Here is a 16,466-nt window from a genome sequence, read left to right as displayed (position 1 = left end):
GGTTGGCACAGGGTATCGTGGTACGGATGTCGCGCGTGCGAACAGGCGCGACGAGAGCTGAATAGAGAGGCCGTCATGGACATCGAACTGAGTCTTCTGCGAGGGATCGAGAAGGAGAAGGCGATCCCCTTCGACGAACTCGTCGCCATCATCGAGCAGGCGATCCTGACCGCGTACTCGAAGCATGTCTCCGACGACGGTGCGACGCCCGAGGGCGTCCGCGTGCACCTCGATCGCAAGACCGGGCATGTCGCGATCCTGCAGGTCGTCCGCGACGAGGAAGACGCCATCATCGGCGAAGAGGATGCGACCCCCGACGACTTCGGTCGCATCGCGGCCTTCGCTGCGAAGCAGGTCATCAGCCAGCGTCTGCGTGACATCGCGGACGACGTCGTGCTCGGTGACTTCAAGGACAAAGAGGGTGACATCGTCGCCGGTGTGATCCAGCAGGGGCCGAACCCGCGCATGATCCACGTCGACCTCGGCGCCGTCGAGGCGATCCTGCCCCCGGAGGAGCAGGTGCCCGGCGAGGAGTACACCCACGGATCGCGCCTGCGCGTGTACGTCACCAGCGTCGCCAAGGGGCTCAAGGGACCGCAGATCACGGTGTCCCGCACCCACCCGGGGCTCGTCCGCAAGCTCTTCGCGCTCGAGGTGCCGGAGATCGCTGCCGGTCTCGTCGAGATCGTGGCCCTGGCTCGAGAGGCCGGTCACCGCACGAAGATCGCGGTCAAGGCGAACGACCCGTCGATCAACGCGAAGGGCGCCTGCATCGGGGAGCTCGGACGCCGCGTGCGCGCCGTGACGGAGGAGCTTGCGGGGGAGAAGATCGACATCGTCGACTACGACGCCGATCTGCCCACGTTCGTGGCACACGCGCTGTCGCCGGCGAAGGTCACGAGCGCCTTCGTGCTCGACGCGAGCACCAAAGCCGTCCGCGCGCTGGTGCCCGACTACCAGCTGTCACTCGCGATCGGCAAGGAGGGTCAGAACGCGCGTCTGGCCGCCAAGCTCACGGGCGCGAAGATCGACATCCAGCCGGACAGCGTCCTCGACTGACCGGCTCCGGCCTTCCGCCTCGCCCGGCGTGCGGGCGAGGCGGGGTGAAACGCAGGTGTAAGATGGAACCCGTACGAACGTGCGTCGGTTGTCGCACGCGTGCTCCCCGCACCGCCCTGCTCAGGGTGGTGGCCCAGAACGACACCCTCATCCCCGATGACCGTGCTGTCCTGCCGGGGCGCGGCGCGTGGGTCCATCCGACCCGGGAATGCATGGATGCCGCTCTGCGGCGCCGTGCATTCGGAAGAGCACTGCGCGTGTCCACTGAGCTGGACACGCGGACCTTCGAACAGCACCCACCAAGAAACAAAGGCTGAACAGCTATGGAAACAAAGTGAACGGCTCGAAATGAGACCCGTCCGCGACTAGTGGTCTGCCCTGTCTGGGTGGACCGACTCAGACAGGAGAATTGTGGCTGGTAAACCACGCGTACATGAGATCGCCGCCGAACTCGGCGTCGACAGCAAGGTCGCTCTTGCAAAGCTCAAAGAACTCGGTGAGTTCGTGAAGAGCCCCTCTTCGACCATCGAACCGCCGGTGGCGCGCAAGCTGCGCGCGGCGATCGAGGCCGACGGGTCGCTCAAGGGTGCGGCCGAGGCTGCCCCTGCGGCCAAGCCGGCTGCCGCCAAGTCGGCAGCGAAGCCGGGCGCCAAGCCCGCGCCCACCCCGGGTCCGAAGCCCGGTCCCAAGCCTGCCCCGGAGGCTCCGGCCCCCGAGGCGCCCGCGCCCGCTGCACCGGCGCCTGCCCCCGTGGCAGAGGCCCCTGCAGCAGCACCCGCGGAAGCATCCAAGCCCGCAGAGGGCGGCGCACCGACTCCCGGCGCCCCGCGTCCCGGCAACAACCCGTTCTCCTCCGCGCAGGGGATGGGTCAGCGCCCGGCCGGACCCCGTCCGGGCAACAACCCCTTCGCATCCGCGCAGGGCATGGGTCAGCGCCCGACGCCGGGCAACATCCCGCGTCCGCAGGCTCCGCGCCCCGGTGCGCCCCGTCCGGGTGCTCCGCGTCCCGGTTCGCCGCGTCCCGGCGCACCCCGTAGCGGCGGCGGCGGTCGTCCCGGCGCTCCGTTCCAGCAGCGTCCCGGCGGTCCCGGTCGTCCCGGCGGTGCCGGTGGACCCGGCGGTGCCGGCGGTCCTGGCGCACGTCCCGGTGGCGGCGGCGGTTTCGCCGGTCGTCCCGGTGGCGGTGGCGGTCGTGGCCGTGGTCCCGGCGGTGGTACCGCAGGTGCTTTCGGCAAGGGCGGCGGCAAGAGCAAGCAGCGCAAGTCGCGGCGGGCGAAGCGGCAAGAGTTCGAGATGCGGAGTGCTCCGGTCGTCGGTGGCGTCAACGTCACCCGCGGTAACGGAGAGGTCATCCGCATGCGCCGCGGCGCATCCATCTCGGACTTCGCCGACAAGATCGAGACGCTGACCGGCTACACGGTCCAGCCCGGAACCCTCGTCACCATCCTCTTCAACCTCGGCGAGATGGCCACGGCCACCGAGTCGCTGGATGAGGCGACGTTCGAGGTCCTGGGCGCTGAGCTCGGCTACAAGATCCAGATGGTCTCGCCCGAGGACGAGGACAAGGAGCTCCTCGAGGGCTTCGGTCTCGACCTCGAGGCCGAGCTGGAGGCGGAGAGCGAGGACGACCTCGAGATCCGTCCTCCGGTCGTGACCGTCATGGGCCACGTCGACCACGGTAAGACGCGACTGCTCGACGCGATCCGTCAGACCAACGTCATCGAGGGCGAAGCCGGCGGCATCACCCAGCACATCGGTGCCTACCAGGTCTGGACCGAGCACGAGGGCATCGAGCGGGCCATCACGTTCATCGACACCCCGGGTCACGAGGCGTTCACCGCCATGCGTGCCCGTGGTGCGCAGGTCACCGACCTCGCGATCCTCGTGGTCGCAGCCGACGACGGCATCATGCCGCAGACGGTCGAGGCGCTGAACCACGCCCAGGCGGCGAACGTGCCGATCGTGGTCGCGGTGAACAAGGTGGACAAGCCCGACGCCAACCCGTCGAAGGTGCGTCAGCAGCTCACGGAGTACGGTCTGGTCGCCGAGGAGTTCGGTGGCGACGTCATGTTCGTCGACGTCTCCGCTCGCGCCAACACGGGTATCCAGGAGCTCCTGGACGCCGTGCTGCTCACGGCCGACGCAGGTCTCGATCTGACCGCCAACCCGAACAAGGGTGCCCGCGGTGTCGCGATCGAGGCGAAGCTCGATAAGGGTCGCGGTTCTGTCGCCACCGTGCTGATCCAGTCCGGAACGCTCCGGATCGGTGACGCCATCGTCGCCGGAACGGCGTACGGTCGCGTGCGTGCCATGGCCGACGAGAACGGCGAGCAGGTCCTCGAGGCCTACCCGTCGCGTCCGGTGCAGGTGCAGGGTCTGAACTCCGTGCCGCGTGCCGGTGACGTCTTCATCGTCACCGAGGAAGACCGCATGGCCCGTCAGATCGCGGAGAAGCGTGAAGCAGTCGAGCGCAACGCCCAGCTGGCCAAGGCCCGCAAGCGCATCTCGCTCGAAGACTTCACCCGTGCTCTCGAAGACGGCAAGGTCGAGTCGCTCAACCTCATCATCAAGGGTGACGTCTCCGGTGCCGTCGAGGCGCTGGAGGAGTCGCTCCTCAAGATCGAGGTCGACGACTCGGTGCAGCTGCGCATCATCCACCGCGGCGTCGGTGCGATCACCGAGTCCGACGTGAACCTGGCGACGATCGATAACGCGATCATCGTGGGCTTCAACGTCCGCCCCGACACGAAGGCGCGCGAGCGCGCCGCCCGTGAAGGCGTGGACATCCGTTTCTACTCCGTCATCTACAACGCGATCGACGAGATCGAGAGCTCGCTCAAGGGCATGCTCAAGCCGGAGTACGAAGAGGTCCAGTCGGGTGTCGCCGAGATCCGCGAGGTGTTCCGCTCCTCGAAGTTCGGCAACATCGCCGGTGTCATCGTGCGATCGGGAACGATCACGCGAAACGCCAAGGCTCGTGTCATCCGCGACGGCGTCGTGCTGGCCGATGGTCTCGCCATCGAGTCGCTGCGTCGCTTCAAGGATGACGTCACCGAGGTCCGTACCGACTACGAGGCCGGTATCGGTCTCGGAAAGTACAACGACATCCAGATCGGCGACGAGATCGAGACGACCGAGCTCATCGAGAAGCCTCGCGGCTGATCAATTTCGAAACACCTTCGGGCGTCCTTCGCTCCCGCTCCTCCGGAGCGCGGAGAGGAGGACGCCCTGAGGGTTCCTGGACAGGGAGAGAACAATGGCAGGCGAACGACAGGCCCGACTCGCGGATCGTATCCGCGTGATCCTCGCCGAGCGGCTGGAGAAGGGGCTGCGCGATCCGCGCCTCGGCTTCGTCACCATCACCGACGTCCGTGTGACCGGTGACCTTCAGCACGCATCGGTGTTCTACACGGTGCTGGGCACGGAAGAAGAGCGCATCTCCAGCGGTGCTGCGCTCACCTCGGCGACCGGCATGCTGCGCAGCGAGGTCGGACGGCAGCTGAGCACCCGTCTGGTGCCCACGCTCGAGTTCATCCCGGATGCCCTCCCGGAGAACGCGGACCACATCGGTGCGCTGCTCCGCGAGGCGCAGCAGCGCGATGCCGACGTCGCGAAACTCGCGTCCTCCGCATCCCACGCCGGCGACACCGATCCGTACCGCACGGAGGACGACCCGGAGTGATCGCCGTTTGATACGCTCGGCTTCGCGGGAACGCTTCCGTGAAGCTGGGGGAACGGCATCGAGGGTACGGGTACACAGGGGGCTCTCTTCGTCGCGCCCGCCGCGTTGGGCCTCTTGCTCGACGAGCTCCTGGAGGTCGACCTCGCCTGCGCGCCCCATGTGCTTGCCCGTCTCGCTGCCGAGCTGGACGCGGATTCTCCGACGATCCGCGAAGTCGCCGAGCGGCTGTCGGCGGATCAACGACATGGCTTACGCCCGCTACCCAGCCCGTTGCCGCTCGTGCCCTCGATCACACGGAGATTCGAGACGTTGCAGCTCGATGGCAGGGATCGCGAGCTGCTGACGGCGCTTTCGGTCTGCCTCGACGGTGGACTCGACGCCCTCCTCGAGTTCGATGGGAGGTCGGCGGCCGCGATCGCCGCCGCTCCGGTGGGGGAGCACGTCCGTCTGCATGCCGGTCACTCGCGGTTCGCCGATCCCCGGCTCTCCATCTGGATCAGAGCCACCACGTGCACCGCAGTCACCGCCGGGGTCCACGAGCGGCTGAGCGTGATCTTCCGGCGTCGCGGAGACCGCGTGAGCGAGGATTGGCACCGCGCTCGCGCTTCCCTCGAGGCGGCTCCGGACAGCGCGGCCGAGTTGACAGTCATCGCGCGACAACTCAGCGAGGCCGGCCACCCCGAACGAGCACTGCTGCTCGCGAGAGAGGCGGCGGGGCACGCGGTGGGCGGCGCCCGCGACGAAGCGCATCTCGTCGCGGGGACTTCGGCCGTCGGCGCCGGTTTCGCCGCGGAAGCGGTGGCGTGGTTCAGCGGTCTGTACCCGCACGCGGCGGAGCATCGGCGGCTCAGGGGACTCGGTGGCCTGTTCGTCGCTCAGGCGTTCGAGCAGGGAGCAGTGCCGGAAGTGGACCCGCGAGTGCTGCGTCCGTGCACCGACGATGCCGCCGATTGGTTCCACTGGACGAAGGCCGCTGCTCTGGCCGCGGTGATGTGCGCCGAACGGGGCGATCGACGAGGGATGCGCGTCTGGCTCGACGCCGTGCGGGAAGGCGCCACGCGAACAGGTGTCGAGCGTGAGCTCAGGGACCCCGTCGTCGCGCTGAGCTGGCTGATCGCGGGTGAACGCGACATCGACGCGACCGTAGGCTCCGGGCCGGTGACGGGAGGAATGCTGCGTGCGCTGCGGGCCGCGATGGACGGGGACATCGACCTGGGGCTGCGCGTGCTCGCGAGAGGCGGATCAGGGATGTCCGCGGAGGCGGATCCGTTCGTCCCGGGATTCGAGCACAGCCCCGTCGTCCAGTCGTATCGCGCGGTCGTCGAGGTTCTGCTGCTGGTGTGGCGCGGTGACATCGGCCTGGCGCGCGACCGGCTGATCCAGGCGGCACTCGTGCTGCCGCTGGCGTTGCCACTCGCCGGACTGGGTGTGGTGCTCGCCAGACGTCTCGACCTCGCCGTGCTCGGCGAACTCGGACCGTACGCCCGGTCGCTCACCGCGGGATTGCCGGCGGGCTCGAGGATCGACCGCCTCGTCGATCGCGGCATCCAGTCTTTCCTCGCCGGTTCGTTCGACGACGCCGCCGCCACCATCCGTCTCTGGGCCGACCTCGGATCGGCGCGGACCACCATGACGGTTCCCGCGCTCGACGAGCTGGCGCTCGATCCGGACGGACGCTCGACACCCGCGCCATCCATCGAACCGCCGGAGATCGCTCTCGCGCAGAGTCTGCGCGTCCGGCTGGCGACGGCTGGGGATGGTCGCTGGCGTTCCGAGTGCGTCGAAGTGCGCGAGGAGGCGCGGACGCTCCGCTCCCCGTTCGCGCGCGCGAGGGTGGAGACGATGCTCGGCACCCAGTACGCCATCCGCGATGATCACGCCTCAGCCCGCATCCACCTGGAGCATGCCGAGAGGCTGTTCGAGCTGTGCGGTGCGACGGCCTGGGCGCGCACGATCCGCGGACGGCTGGACAGGCTGGACGCCAAGGAGGGGAGCATCGTTCCCACCGTCGATCCGCTGGCGGCGTGTCGAGCAGCATGGTCGCTGCAGCTGACCGCGCGCGAGCTCGAAGTCGCGATGTATGCCGTCGGCGGGGCGGCGAACCGTGACATCGCCGAGATGCTCCGTTTCTCGGTCCGTACGGTGGAGGTGCACCTCGGCCGGGTCTTTACGAAGCTCGATGTCCGCAGTCGGGTCGAGCTGACGGTGCTGGCACATCGCACCGACCATCACCTCTGAGCTCGTCAGCGCGGCAGCGAGAGGGCCATCCCGTCGGCTTCGGCGAGACCGTCGGCGATGAGCGAGTCGATCGCCCGGTCGCGCTGACGGGGATCCGGCCACTCCGGGAGCACGAGGTCGAGCGGCACGGGTTCGGGGGAGCGGTCGCGCAGTAGCCGCAGCACGGCACCGCGTGCCTGTCGATCCGAGCCTTCGTAGGCGGCCTGGCGACGGCGTTCATCCCCGGTGTCCGGCCTGCCGGCTGCCAGCCACGCGCAGCTGTTGGCCAGGGGGCACTGCTCGCATCGCGGCGCCCGCGACGTGCACACGGTCGCGCCGAGCTCCATCATGGCGGCGTTGAACTCCGCGGCGTCGGCCAGCGAGTCGGGCAGGAGGGAGTCCATCAGCTCCAGGTCGCGCCGCGAGGGCGGTGCCGGCTGGGCCCGCCCCTGAACAGCCCTGGCCAGGACGCGCCGAGTGTTCGTGTCGACGACCGGGTGGCGGTCGCCGTACGCGAAGACCGCGACCGCGCGGGCCGTGTAGTCGCCGATGCCGGAGAGGGCGAGGAGGGCCTCGACGTCGCGCGGCACGATCCCGCCGTGCCGCTCGGTGATCTCGACGGCGGCGCGGTGCAGCCAGAGCGCGCGCCGGGGGTATCCCAGATTCGCCCATTGGTTCACGACGTCCGCGGCCGAGGCAGAGGCCATCGCCGCCGGCGTGGGCCATCGGGCGAGCCACGCCTCGAGGTGGGGGACGACCCGGGAGACAGGTGTCTGCTGGAGCATGAACTCGCTCACCAGAACGCCCCAGGCGCCGAACTCGTCATGGAACTCGGTGCGGCGCCACGGCAGGTCGCGAGCGGTCGCGCGGTACCACGTCGGCAGGCGCGATACGACTTCGGAGGGGGCCTGCGGTCCGGGCATCCCTCCAGCGTACGTGAGCCGCGACCCGCGGCCGGTCGGCGATCCGCGGCGCGCCACCGGCGGCCCTTCCGGACCGGGTGGCAGGCGCGTCGTCGGTAGGCTGGGGGGATGGTCTCGCCCGGCATCCTTCTCGTCGACAAGCCCGCTGGGCTGACCAGCCACGACGTGGTCGCCCGCACGCGGCGCGCGTTCGGCACACGGAAGGTCGGCCATGCGGGAACACTCGATCCGATGGCGACCGGACTCCTCGTCATCGGCATCGAAGGAGCCACCCGACTGCTCACCTACATCGTCGGCGCGGACAAGACCTATGAGGCGACGATCCGTCTCGGACAGACCACCGGGACCGACGACGCCGAGGGCGAGATCCTGACGACCGCCGAACCCGAGGCATGGAGCGCGGTCACGGATGCCGCGGTCGACGAGGGCATCCTGGCGTTGACCGGCGAGATCTCGCAGGTTCCCAGCTCGGTGTCCGCGATCAAGGTCGACGGACGGCGTGCATACGATCGCGTCCGTGCCGGCGAAGAGGTCGTGCTCGCCGCACGGAACGTCGTCGTCTCGCGCTTCGACGTATCGGAGCGGCGTCGGCAGGAGGGCTTTCTCGACCTCGATGTGATCGTCGACTGCTCGTCCGGAACGTACATCCGATCTCTCGCCCGCGACCTCGGTGCGGCACTCGGCGTCGGCGGGCACCTGACGGCCCTTCGGCGTACGAGAGTGGGGCCTTTTGTCGTGGGCGACGCGGTCGGAATCGACGGGCTCGAGGGAGCCCACACGCTGACTCCGGCGGAGGCCGCCGGGCGGATCCTTCCCGTGCTCGAGGTGTCGGCCGATGAGGCGCGCGACCTCCGCCACGGAAAGCGGCTCCAGGGACAGGCCGGCCGCTTCGACGGCCCAGGCGCGGTCACGGCGGCCATCGACCCGGACGGCGCTCTGGTGGGCATCGTCGAGAAGCGCGGCGCCGACCTCAAGAGCGCCATGAACATGCCGGAGGCCGACCGATGATCCTGTGGTTCACGATCGCGCAGATCATCATCGCGGTCGCCGCAGGCGTCTTCTGCCTCGTCGCGGGTCTGCTCGGCAGACGGCCGAGTGACTTCAGCGTGGGTGCGCTTGCCCTCGTCGAGGTGCTGCTCGTCGTCCAGGTGATCGTCGCGATCGTCGCACCCCTCGCGGGAAACCCGCCGACGGGCGACCTGCTCGAGTACTGGGTCTACCTGGTGTCGGCGGTGCTCCTGCCCATCGGAGCCGTACTGTGGGCGCTCATGGAGCGCAGCCGGTGGAGCACGGTGATCCTGGGTGTGGCTGCGCTCGCGATCGCGATCATGCTGTGGCGCATGCAGGTCATCTGGACCGTCCAGATCGCGTGACGTGAGGCGTCGCGGCGGAGTCCGGTGCCCTCCCGCGGCTCTAGGATGGAATGCGCTATGAGCTCCACCGCCCCCTCCACTCGGATGACCGGAATCGGTCGCGTCCTCGTGATCGTCTACGCCGTCATGGCGCTGGCCGCCACAGGCCGCAGCTTCGTGCAGATCGTCCGGCGATTCGACGAGGCGCCGCTGGCGTACTCCCTCTCCGCACTCGCTGCCGTCGTCTATATCCTCGCGACCCTCGCGCTGGTGCTCGCCCGCAGGCGCGGGTGGTACACCGTCGCCTGGATCGCGATCGTCTTCGAACTGACAGGCGTTCTCGTCGTCGGGCTGCTGAGCATCCTGATGCCGGCACTGTTCCAGCACGAGACGGTGTGGTCGCTGTTCGGGCGCGGATACCTGTTCATCCCGCTGGTCCTCCCGGTGTTCGGAATCTGGTGGCTGCGCACGCACCGCCCCGTCGACGCCGTGATTCCGGCCGAGGTGCACGCGTGATCGTCTTCCGCAGCCCGGAGGAAGTACCGACCGGGTTCGGACCGAGCGCCGTCGCCATCGGCAAGTTCGACGGCGTCCATGCCGGACACCGCGCCGTCATCGCGCGATTGAACGAGGCAGCCGCCGCCACCGGAAGTCGATCCGTGGCGGTGACCTTCGACCGCAACCCGTTGGCCACCATCCGTCCGGATCGGTGTCCCGAGAACGTCGTCACCGTCGACCGGAAGCTCGAGCTGCTGGGCGACCTCGGGATCGACGCGACCCTCGTGCTCACATTCGACCAGGAGATGGCAGCCCGCAGCGCGGAGGACTTCGTCGTCGAGATCCTCGTCGGTGCCCTGCAGGTTTCGACGGTCCTGGTCGGCCAGGACTTCCGCTTCGGGCACCGAGGTGCGGGCACCCCCGAGCTGCTGCGCGAGCTCGGCCCCCGCTACGGCTTCTCCGTCGAGGTCGTCGACGACGTGTATCTTTCCGGCTCCACGCGGAGGGTCTCGTCCAGCTGGGTCCGCGAGCTGCTGATGGAGGGGGACGTCGCGTCGGCGGCCACCGTGCTCGGGCGTTATCCCGATGTCCGCGGCGAGGTCGTCCACGGCCTCAAGCGCGGACGGGAGCTCGGGTTCCCCACCGCCAACCTCTCGACGATCGTCGACGCCTTCGTTCCCGCCGACGGCGTGTACGCCGGGTGGCTCGTCGATCACGACACCGGCATCCGCCATCCGTCCGCGATCTCTGTCGGCACGAATCCGACCTTCGACGACGTTCTGGTGCGCCAGGTCGAGGCACACGTTCTCGGAGAGACCGGACTCGACCTGTACGGACACGACGTCACTGTCGAGTTCGTGGCGAGGTTGCGGGGCATGGTCGCCTTCGAGGGCATCGAGAAGCTGATGGAGCAGATGGGGGCGGACGTCACGGATGCCGCGCGGGCTCTCGGCATCACGACCGGGTAGTCACCGTGCCGCCGCGTTCCCGGTCGTCGTTCGACGACTCGGCGTGGGTGATCTGCAGGACATCCGTCCGATGACATAGAATGGAGTCGGCTCCCGCCGATTCTCACGCTTCTCGCGTGCTTCGACGGGAAGACGACCCACTGTTCGTACGGTCCTGGCTCACGCCACACGCGGACAACGAGAACGGCCCGAGGCTTCATGGGGAAGCCCGAGCCTTCACGCTCAGGAGGAGCATGCCGACCACGGCAACCGCCACCACACGGCGCAAGAAGACGTCCCGTCGCGACGATGAGGCACCCCTCATCCCGATCCTCGCGCGCAAGGTGCGCGAGATCGAGGCGAAGTCGCAGCGGGGGAAGCTCGGTCCCACCAACCGGGTGAAGTTCCAGGTGATCGCGTTCCTGGTGCGCGAGGAGCGCGCCAGAGTGAAGGCCGACGCCGAGATCGGTGATCCCGCACGCGCTGAACTACTGAAGCGGCTCGACGGTGTGGCCACGATCCTCGCGAAGACGGCCGCGCGCGACACGTCGCTCATCCAGCTGCTCGAGGCCGACCAGGCGACGTCGCCGGTGGCGAAGCGCATGCGACGCGACTGGCTCCTCGAATCGGGAGCGGAGCTCGCTCCCGAAGAACTGATCATCGCCGACGCTGCACCCGTTCAGATCTCCACGGTCCCCGCGGCGATCGCCGAGCGACAGGTCACACCGCCGTCGGTCGAGTCTCGGCAGCTGGCGAACCCGTTCCTGGCTCCGGACCTGACGCCGCGACCGGCTGCGACGCCGCGCCGCCGTCTCGACGGCTGGGAGCTCATGGGCCCGCTGTACAAGGCGTTCGAGACCGGTGCCGGCGGATCCGCCGCATCGATGGATCTGCCGCCCGCGCCGGAGTACGACCACCTCTCGCCCAAGGGCCTCGAGGTCATGGTGCATCAGTCGCGGTTCCTGGAGGCCGTGAAGGCCGGGCACCGCAGCTTCCTCCTGGCAGACGAGCCCGGCCTCGGCAAGACGGCGCAGTCGGTGCTCGCGGCTTCGGTGGCCGGTGCCTACCCGCTGCTCGTCGTCGTGCCCAACGTCGTGAAGATGAACTGGGCGCGTGAGGTGGAGCGGTGGACGCCGCAGCGTCGCGCCACGGTCATCCAGGGCGACGGCACGGACATCGACGCGTTCGCCGACGTGTTCATCGTGAACTACGAGATCCTCGACCGGCACATGTCGTGGCTGGCCTCGATCGGTCTGCGCGGAATGGTCGTCGACGAGGCGCACTTCATCAAGAACCTCTCGTCGCAGCGCTCCCAGAACGTGCTCTCGCTGGCTGCTCAGGTGCGCGAGCGCACGCCGGGGCACGATCCCCTGATGCTCGCCCTCACCGGCACGCCGCTGATCAACGACGTCGAGGACTTCGACGCGATCTGGCGCTTCCTGGGGTGGACCACGGGCGAGAAGCCGGGTCCCGAGCTGATGGAGAAGCTCGATGCGACGGGGTTCACCCCGGCCGACAAGGCGTTCTACCCTGAGGCACGCGACGCCGTCATCTCGATGGGTATCGTCCGGCGCAAGAAGAAGGACGTCGCCGCCGATCTGCCGGACAAGCTGATCGCCGACCTGCCGGTGCAGCTCGACGACGAGTTCGGACGCAGCATCCGTCAGGCCGAGCGCGAACTCGGCGAGCGACTCGCGGCTCGGTATCGCCGCATCATCGAGGCCCGCGGAGACCGTGGACTGGCGCCCGGCGAAATCGACGAAGACATCATTCGTCTCGTCGCCCAGAACGAGCTCGAGGAGTCGAAGGCTGCGGGCACCGGGGGAGACAACGTCTTCACGATGGTCCGCCGAATCGGACAGGCCAAGGCGCAGCTCGCGGCGGACTATGCCGCGCAGCTGCAGCGGTCTGTCGGGAAGGTCGTCTTCTTCGCGAAGCACATCGACGTCATGGACCGTGCCGAGGCGCACTTCGCCGCCGTGGGCATCCGGTCGGTATCGATCCGCGGAGACCAGACCTCGACGACTCGCCAGCAGGCGATCGACGACTTCAACAGCGACCCTTCCGTGGGGATCGCGGTCTGCTCGCTCACCGCAGCCGGAGTCGGCCTGAACCTGCAGGCGGCGTCGAACGTCGTCCTCGCCGAGCTCTCGTGGACGGCGGCCGAGCAGACTCAGGCGATCGACCGTGTGCACCGCATCGGTCAGGACGAGCCCGTCACCGCCTGGCGCATCATCGCCGCGCACACGATCGACACCAAGATCGCGGAGTTGATCGACCAGAAGCAGGGCCTCGCAGCACGCGCGCTCGACGGTGAGGCCGTCGAGGAGTCGGCCGCTGAGCCGGTGCAGCTCGCCGCGTTGATGCACCTGCTGCGTCAGGCTCTGGGCGCGGCATAGGCGCGAAGAACGCCGATTCTTAACGTCGGTTTTGCCTCTTCGACGTCCGAGATCAGGAAGTTCCTCGATATCGGCGGATCGCGGTGTCAAGATCGACGGTTTTCGTCGGCTTCGAATGGCGCCCGGGTACGCGGGGCGCTAGTGTCGATCGAAGGCAGCGTCGCCTCTTTCCCCCATCTCCCGAACGTCTGAAGGCACCAGCATGAAGATCGGCATCCTGACGAGCGGCGGCGACTGCCCCGGCCTCAACGCGGTCATCCGCGGCATCGTGCTCAAGGGCACCACCACGTACGACCTGGAGTTCGTCGGCATCCGTGACGGATGGCGCGGGCTGGTCGACGGCGACTTCATGCCGCTCACGCGTCACGAGGTGAAGGGCCTGTCCAAGGTCGGCGGCACGATCCTCGGCACCAGCCGCACGAACCCTTACGAGGGTGAGCGCGGCGGAGCGGAGAACATCGCCAAGACCCTCTACGGGCACAAGATCGACGGCATCATCGCGATCGGCGGCGAGGGCACGCTCGCCGCCGCCGACCGTCTGGCGAAGGACGGCATCAAGGTCATCGGGGTCCCCAAGACGATCGACAACGACCTGCAGGCGACGGACTATTCGTTCGGCTTCGACACGGCGGTGAACATCGCCACGGACGCGATGGACAGGCTCCGCACCACGGGCGACTCCCACCAGCGGTGCATGGTCGCCGAGGTCATGGGCCGTCATGTCGGCTGGATCGCCCTGCACGCCGGTATGGCCGCCGGCGCGCACGTGATCTGCATCCCCGAGGTGCCGATGTCGATCGACGACGTCACCGAGCTGGTGACCAGCGCCCACGACCGCGGCCGTGCCCCCCTGGTCGTCGTCTCCGAAGGCTTCAAGCTCCTCGGCATGGACGAGGCATACAGCGACAAGGGGCTCGACGCCTTCAACCGGCCCCGGCTGGGTGGCATCGGCGATCTGATCGCTCCCGAGATCGAGCGCATCACGGGCATCGAGACGCGCGCCACGATCCTTGGCCACATCCAGCGCGGCGGTTCCCCGTCGGCGTTCGACCGGGTCCTCGCGACGCGACTGGGACTGCACGCCGCGGACGCGCTCGTCGACGGCGCCTGGGGTCAGATGGTGGCGATGCAGGGCACCGACATCGTCCGGGTCCCGTTCGCCGACGCGCTGGGCGAGCTGAACACCGTTCCGCGCTACCGCTACGACGAGGCCGCCGCACTCTTCGGTTGAGCCTTCAGCTCCACGAAGCCCGCCCGTTCGCACGGGCGGGCTTCGTCGTCGCGTCTCAGACCTCGGCGAGGCCGAGCGTGTCGAGCAGCCAGGCGAGCTCGAAGGCGCGCTCGCGCCACGAGTTGTAGCGTCCGCTCACGCCGCCGTGCCCGGCGACCATCTCGCACTTGAGGAGCACATCGGAGGCACCGGCCTCGCGCAGGCGTGCGACCCACTTCGCCGGCTCCACGTAGAGCACGCGGGTGTCATTGAGCGATGTCACCGCGAGGATTCGCGGGTAACGGACGCCGTCTCGGACGTTCTCGTACGGAGAGTACGACTTCATGTACTCGTACACGTCGGCATCGTGGAGAGGATCGCCCCATTCGTCCCACTCGATCACGGTCAGCGGCAGGGACGGGTCGAGGATCGTCGTCAATGCGTCCACGAACGGCACCCCCGCGAGGACTCCGGCGAAGAGTTCGGGCGCGAGGTTGGCGACCGCGCCCATCAGCAGGCCGCCGGCGCTGCCGCCCTCGGCGACCAGCCGGCTCGGCGTGGTCACGCCGGTCGCGACCAGGTGCTCTCCGCAGGAGACGAAGTCCGTGAAGGTGTTGCGCTTGCTGAGCAGCTTTCCGTCTTCGTACCACTGGCGGCCCATCTCGCCGCCGCCGCGCACGTGAGCGACCGCGAAGATCACGCCGCGATCGAGCTCCGAGAGCCGCGCGACCGAGAACCCGGGGTCGATCGAATGCTCGTAGGAACCGTAGCCGTAGAGATGCACGGGGCGTGCTTCCACGCCGGGCTCGCCGAATGAGCGCTTCCACACGAGCGAGATCGGCACCCGCACCCCGTCTGATGCCGTCGCCCATTCGCGCCTCTGGCCATACTCGTCCGGGTCGTACCCGCCGAGGACGGTCACCTGCTTGCGCAGGACCAGCTCGCGGTTCGACAGGTCGAGGTCGTATACCGTGCCGGGCGTGACGAACGACGTGTATCCGAGTCGCAGGAAGGGGGAGTGCCACTCGGGGTTCCCGCTCACTCCGGCCGAGTACAGCGGCTCGTCGAAGGGGATCTCGTCGACGGCGTTCGTGGTGTAGTCGAGAAGCCCGACGCGCTCGAGCCCTTCGCTGCGGTATTCGATCGTGGCGAAGTCGCGGAACGCATCCATGCCGAGCAGACGCCTGCCCGCCTCATGGGCGACGACCCGGCGCCGCTCGCCCTGAGGCTCGGACGCCGCCACCGAGACGAGCTCGAAGTCGAGGGCGCCGTCGTTGTGCAGGATGAAGAGCCGGTCCTCGCCGTCCACCACGGCGTGATCGATCGAGTACTCCACTCCCTCTTGGCGCGGCCAGACCAGGCGCGGTGCCGCGGTGAGGTCGCCGGTCAGGTCGACGAGGTACTCCTCGCTGGTGATGCTCGAACCGACGCCGATCACGAGGTAGCGGCGGCTGCGGGTGATCCCGGCGCCGAGCCAGAACTTCTCGTCGGGTTCGTGGAACAGCTGCACATCATCCGCGACCGGCGTACCGAGACGGTGCAGCCACAGGGTGTCGGGCCGCCAGGCCTCATCCCGCGTCGTGTAGAGAACTCCGGTGCCGTCCGGGGTGAAGAACGCGCCGCCGGCGTTCGGGATCTCGTCGTCGAGGGTTTGGCCCGAGACGAGGTCGCGCACGTGCACCGTGTACAGCTCATCGCCCTCGAAGTCGGTCGACCACAGCAGCTTCGTCGCGTCGTCGGAGGTGTCGAACGCCCCGAGCGAGAAGAATTCGTGCCCGTCGGACTCGACATTCCCGTCGAGCAGGACGACCTCGCCGGGAACCGGCACGCCGGCCTCGAGCTTCGGGGGAGTCCAGTCGTCGTGCGCTGCTGCGGCCCGGCAATGGATGCCGTACTGCGCGCCCTCTTCGGTGCGGCTGTAGTACCACCAGTCGCCGCGTCGGGTGGGCACGGACAGATCGGTCTCCTGCACGCGGCTCTTGATCTCCTCGAAGAGTCGCTCGCGCAGATCGGCGAGGTGTGCCGTTTCGGCGTCGGTGTGGGCGTTCTCCGCCTCGAGGTGCGCGATGACCTCTGCGGAGTCCTTCGCCCGCATCCACTCGTACGGGTCGTCGAAGGTGTCACCGTGGTGCGTGCGGAGCGTGGAGCGGCGGGCAGCGAGAGGAGCGTCAGTCACCGT

The 16,466-nt window shown here is 68.6% G+C and carries 13 protein-coding genes; 11 read left to right on the top strand and 2 right to left on the bottom strand.

Annotated features, from left to right (window positions below):
• Positions 1–75: 75 nt before the first annotated feature.
• The 5 genes from nusA (at position 76) to BQ2383_RS10805 (ending at position 6,979) form a co-directional block, all read left to right on the top strand.
• Positions 76–1,059: a transcription termination factor NusA gene (nusA, locus tag BQ2383_RS10825; RefSeq protein ID WP_091033646.1), complete on the top strand. Its 984-nt coding sequence runs from the start codon at positions 76–78 to the stop codon at positions 1,057–1,059.
• Positions 1,060–1,121: 62 nt separating this feature from the next.
• Positions 1,122–1,376 (top strand): YlxR family protein, encoded by a 255-nt coding sequence (locus BQ2383_RS10820; RefSeq protein WP_081859939.1) that lies wholly within the window; start codon positions 1,122–1,124, stop codon positions 1,374–1,376.
• A gap of 94 nt (positions 1,377–1,470) precedes the next feature.
• Positions 1,471–4,221 carry a translation initiation factor IF-2 gene (gene infB / locus BQ2383_RS10815; protein ID WP_091033643.1) on the top strand — a complete coding sequence of 917 codons (2,751 nt, stop codon included), beginning with the start codon at positions 1,471–1,473 and terminating at the stop codon, positions 4,219–4,221.
• 94 nt (positions 4,222–4,315) lie between these two features.
• Complete coding sequence (gene rbfA / locus BQ2383_RS10810; protein ID WP_029263667.1) at positions 4,316–4,741, top strand: 30S ribosome-binding factor RbfA; 426 nt, start codon at positions 4,316–4,318, stop codon at positions 4,739–4,741.
• A gap of 279 nt (positions 4,742–5,020) precedes the next feature.
• Positions 5,021–6,979: a response regulator transcription factor gene (locus tag BQ2383_RS10805; RefSeq protein ID WP_140403339.1), complete on the top strand. Its 1,959-nt coding sequence runs from the start codon at positions 5,021–5,023 to the stop codon at positions 6,977–6,979.
• Positions 6,980–6,984: 5 nt separating this feature from the next.
• Here the strand turns inward: BQ2383_RS10805 and BQ2383_RS10800 are convergent, their stop codons facing one another.
• Positions 6,985–7,881 (bottom strand): A/G-specific adenine glycosylase, encoded by an 897-nt coding sequence (locus BQ2383_RS10800; RefSeq protein ID WP_091033634.1) that lies wholly within the window; start codon positions 7,879–7,881, stop codon positions 6,985–6,987.
• Positions 7,882–7,989: 108 nt separating this feature from the next.
• Here BQ2383_RS10800 and truB point away from each other — a divergent pair, with 108 nt between their 5' ends.
• The 6 genes from truB (at position 7,990) to BQ2383_RS10770 (ending at position 14,308) form a co-directional block, all read left to right on the top strand.
• Positions 7,990–8,889, top strand: a complete 900-nt coding sequence (gene truB / locus BQ2383_RS10795) for a tRNA pseudouridine(55) synthase TruB (protein ID WP_091033630.1) — start codon at positions 7,990–7,992, stop codon at positions 8,887–8,889.
• Entirely contained in the window at positions 8,886–9,254 is a 369-nt protein-coding gene (locus BQ2383_RS10790) for a hypothetical protein (RefSeq protein ID WP_091033627.1), read from the top strand. The genes truB and BQ2383_RS10790 overlap by 4 nt, the downstream gene beginning before the upstream one ends.
• A 57-nt stretch (positions 9,255–9,311) precedes the next feature.
• Positions 9,312–9,749, top strand: a complete 438-nt coding sequence (locus BQ2383_RS10785; protein ID WP_237682347.1) for a hypothetical protein — start codon at positions 9,312–9,314, stop codon at positions 9,747–9,749.
• Positions 9,746–10,699: a bifunctional riboflavin kinase/FAD synthetase gene (locus BQ2383_RS10780; protein ID WP_091033622.1), complete on the top strand. Its 954-nt coding sequence runs from the start codon at positions 9,746–9,748 to the stop codon at positions 10,697–10,699. The genes BQ2383_RS10785 and BQ2383_RS10780 overlap by 4 nt, the downstream gene beginning before the upstream one ends.
• Positions 10,700–10,932: 233 nt before the next feature.
• Positions 10,933–13,077 (top strand): DEAD/DEAH box helicase, encoded by a 2,145-nt coding sequence (locus tag BQ2383_RS10775; RefSeq protein WP_091033620.1) that lies wholly within the window; start codon positions 10,933–10,935, stop codon positions 13,075–13,077.
• A 202-nt stretch (positions 13,078–13,279) separates the two neighbouring features.
• On the top strand, positions 13,280–14,308 hold the full coding sequence (locus BQ2383_RS10770) for a 6-phosphofructokinase (RefSeq protein ID WP_091033617.1): 1,029 nt from the start codon (positions 13,280–13,282) through the stop codon (positions 14,306–14,308).
• 55 nt (positions 14,309–14,363) lie between these two features.
• Here the strand turns inward: BQ2383_RS10770 and BQ2383_RS10765 are convergent, their stop codons facing one another.
• Positions 14,364–16,463 carry a S9 family peptidase gene (locus tag BQ2383_RS10765; RefSeq protein ID WP_091033614.1) on the bottom strand — a complete coding sequence of 700 codons (2,100 nt, stop codon included), beginning with the start codon at positions 16,461–16,463 and terminating at the stop codon, positions 14,364–14,366.
• Between the last annotated feature and the right edge of the window lie 3 nt (positions 16,464–16,466).

The sequence above is a fragment of the Microbacterium oxydans genome (genome assembly GCF_900095745.1).
GTDB lineage: Bacteria > Actinomycetota > Actinomycetes > Actinomycetales > Microbacteriaceae > Microbacterium > Microbacterium oxydans_B.
The sequence above is the reverse complement of the archived record's forward strand: the minus strand, read 5'-3'. Positions and strand labels throughout refer to the sequence as shown.

What these genes read in the sequence shown, in the direction of transcription:
- BQ2383_RS10800 (WP_091033634.1), bottom strand. Translation starts at nt 7,881, where the DNA reads ATGCCCGGACCGCAGGCCCCCTCCGAAGTCGTATCGCGCCTGCCGACG.
- BQ2383_RS10790 (WP_091033627.1), top strand. Translation starts at nt 8,886, where the DNA reads ATGATCCTGTGGTTCACGATCGCGCAGATCATCATCGCGGTCGCCGCA.
- truB (WP_091033630.1), top strand. Translation starts at nt 7,990, where the DNA reads ATGGTCTCGCCCGGCATCCTTCTCGTCGACAAGCCCGCTGGGCTGACC.
- BQ2383_RS10770 (WP_091033617.1), top strand. Translation starts at nt 13,280, where the DNA reads ATGAAGATCGGCATCCTGACGAGCGGCGGCGACTGCCCCGGCCTCAAC.
- BQ2383_RS10775 (WP_091033620.1), top strand. Translation starts at nt 10,933, where the DNA reads ATGCCGACCACGGCAACCGCCACCACACGGCGCAAGAAGACGTCCCGT.
- BQ2383_RS10820 (WP_081859939.1), top strand. Translation starts at nt 1,122, where the DNA reads ATGGAACCCGTACGAACGTGCGTCGGTTGTCGCACGCGTGCTCCCCGC.
- BQ2383_RS10785 (WP_237682347.1), top strand. Translation starts at nt 9,312, where the DNA reads ATGAGCTCCACCGCCCCCTCCACTCGGATGACCGGAATCGGTCGCGTC.
- nusA (WP_091033646.1), top strand. Translation starts at nt 76, where the DNA reads ATGGACATCGAACTGAGTCTTCTGCGAGGGATCGAGAAGGAGAAGGCG.
- rbfA (WP_029263667.1), top strand. Translation starts at nt 4,316, where the DNA reads ATGGCAGGCGAACGACAGGCCCGACTCGCGGATCGTATCCGCGTGATC.